Annotated in this window: 1 protein-coding gene; it reads left to right on the top strand. The window is 31.9% G+C overall.

The window, feature by feature from the left end:
- On the top strand, window positions 1-84 hold an 84-nt coding region (locus HMPREF2663_RS12720; protein WP_141762235.1), incomplete at its 5' end, for a type I toxin-antitoxin system Fst family toxin.
- Window positions 85-429: the final 345 nt, after the last annotated feature.

Genomic DNA, 429 nt, shown 5'->3' with positions numbered 1-429 from the left:
CTTGTTCACATCACGACCACAGTCATCAGTGGTTGTATTATTGCGTTATTTACGCATTGGCTGCGTAATCGCAAAGACAAATAGGCGACAATAGCCACACCTACAAAAATCCCCTCACTATTTGCGGTAGTGAGGGGATTGGTGTATCCATGCTGGATTCCTTGTTAAGTGCATTATAACATCATAGTACGTAGGAATGCAAAAATGTATATAATAAATATTTTATAATGATTCAAAGTATTCGTTATTTCTATAAATATTAGAATTATGACTTAATGTCTAAATTGTTCTAAATATTATTTATACTTAACACTGCAAGTGATACTTCCAATCGCGAATAAGGCGTTACTATAGTTAATACAATAATACAGATGACATTATGATCCATATCGTCACGACAATAGGAATTAATGATTTAAATAAAAAAAT

The organism is Staphylococcus sp. HMSC077D08, from assembly GCF_001837945.1.
Lineage (GTDB): Bacteria > Bacillota > Bacilli > Staphylococcales > Staphylococcaceae > Staphylococcus > Staphylococcus epidermidis.
The sequence above is the reverse complement of the archived record's forward strand: the minus strand, read 5'-3'. Positions and strand labels throughout refer to the sequence as shown.